This is a genomic window from Nitrospinota bacterium (assembly GCA_009873635.1).
GTDB lineage: Bacteria > Nitrospinota > Nitrospinia > Nitrospinales > VA-1 > LS-NOB.
In genome coordinates this window covers 6,759-8,479 of record WAHY01000046.1, presented here as the reverse complement: position 1 = coordinate 8,479, position 1,721 = coordinate 6,759, and the positions used below count along the sequence as shown (strand labels likewise).

At 40.5% G+C, this 1,721-nt stretch carries 3 protein-coding genes; 1 reads left to right on the top strand and 2 read right to left on the bottom strand.

Annotated features, from left to right (window positions below; all coding sequences use genetic code 11):
• On the top strand, positions 1-275 hold a 275-nt coding region (locus F3741_12775; protein ID MZG31650.1), incomplete at its 5' end, for a cob(I)yrinic acid a,c-diamide adenosyltransferase.
• 4 nt (positions 276-279) lie between these two features.
• Here F3741_12775 and radA read toward each other — a convergent pair.
• On the bottom strand, positions 280-1,641 hold the full coding sequence (gene radA / locus F3741_12770) for a DNA repair protein RadA (GenBank protein ID MZG31649.1): 1,362 nt from the start codon (positions 1,639-1,641) through the stop codon (positions 280-282).
• A 4-nt stretch (positions 1,642-1,645) separates the two neighbouring features.
• On the bottom strand, positions 1,646-1,721 hold a 76-nt coding region (locus tag F3741_12765), incomplete at its 5' end, for a transcriptional regulator NrdR (protein ID MZG31648.1).

The window sequence follows — 1,721 nt, the reverse complement described above, 5'->3', positions numbered from 1 at the left end:
CTCAAACTTGGCTTGAGGCAAAAAAGTTTCTAGCTAATGAAGAAATATCAGTTGTTGTTCTTGATGAAATCACTTACATGATAAATTATAAGTATCTTGATGAATCTGAGATTTTATTAGCACTCTCGAATAGACCCAAAGATCAGCATGTTATTATTACTGGAAGAGCAGCTAGTCAGGCCTTGATTGATGTTTCAGACACAGTTAGCGAGGTGGAAGACATAAAGCACGCTTTTAGAGCCAATATCAGAGCTCAAAAAGGAATTGATTTGTAAATCTCTAGCTGTTCTCAAGTAAATATTGGATGGCTTGAAATAGATACCCTACTGATACAATCTTCATTCCTTTGATGCTTTTTTTAGGGGTATTTCCTTTTGGAATAATCGCAAGCTCAAAACCCTGTTTTTGAGCTTCTGAGAGTCTTTCTTGGGCGTTATAGACTGGCCTTACTTCACCAGTAAGCCCTACCTCACCGAAAGCAATCCAATTACTTGGAATGACTTTATCTCTCAAACTGGAGACAATTGCAAGCATAACAACAAGATCTGAAGCAGTTTCACTGACTTTAATACCACCAACTACATTAATAAAAACATCCTGATCAAATGTTGCAATCCCTGAATGTTTGTGCAGGATTGCAAGTTGAAGAGCCAATCGGTTTTGATCTAGGCCTACACTGACTCTCTTTGGAGAACCATTAGACTGGTCAACCAAGGCTTGAATTTCAATTAAAAGCGGTCTTGTAGCTTCCCTTGTAACCATAACCATTGATCCAGAAGAAGGGTTTTCTTGATTGGAAAGAAATATAGATGACGGATTGCTGACTTGTTGAAGGCCTTTTTCACCCATTGCAAAAACACTAATCTCATTCACCGCTCCAAAGCGATTTTTGACGGCTCTAATAACACGATATCTTCCACCTGCGTCACCCTCAAAGTAGAGAACTGCATCGACCATATGCTCAAGTATTCTTGGTCCCGCTAGCGCTCCACCCTTTGTTACATGGCCAATCATGAGTAAAACTGTGTTGGTTTGTTTGGCATATTGAGTGAGCTGCGCTGCACAGTCTCTCACCTGAGTAACTGACCCAGGCGCCGATGTTGATAGATCAGTGACCATGGTTTGAATTGAGTCAATAACGATAACCTTGGGCTGAACATCTTTTGAGAGTTTGAGTATCTTTTCTAAATGAGTCTCACCAATAAAAAGAACATCTTCTTTAATGCCCAGTCTAACTGCCCTTTCGCTCACCTGTTCGGCAGACTCTTCTCCGCTGACATACAAAGTGGTATTGGCTTTGTTTAGGGTTGCTAGTGCTTGAAGAATCAGAGTGGATTTCCCGATACCTGGGTCACCTCCAATAAGTACCACTGATCCATCAACTAGACCTCCCCCTAACGTTCGATCAAGCTCAGAAAGACCAGTTGACAAGCGATCTTTATTTTGAGACTTAACTTCTGTCAAGTTTTGAACTTTAGATGCCGGAAGATCTTTTAGGCTATCTGGTTTTGATGCTGTAGCTTGTGAAATGACAATTTCTTCTAGAGTATTCCATGCTTTGCATTCCAAGCACTGGCCAGCCCATTGGTGATGCGAAGCTCCACACTCTCGGCATACAAACTCAACTTTAGTTTTAGCCATAAGATTACTTGTTCATTAATTTATCAATTTCGCTCTTAAATGCCTCAATATCTTGAAATTGCCTGTAGACTGAGGCAAAA

What these genes read in the sequence shown, in the direction of transcription:
- radA (MZG31649.1), bottom strand. Translation starts at nt 1,641, where the DNA reads ATGGCTAAAACTAAAGTTGAGTTTGTATGCCGAGAGTGTGGAGCTTCG.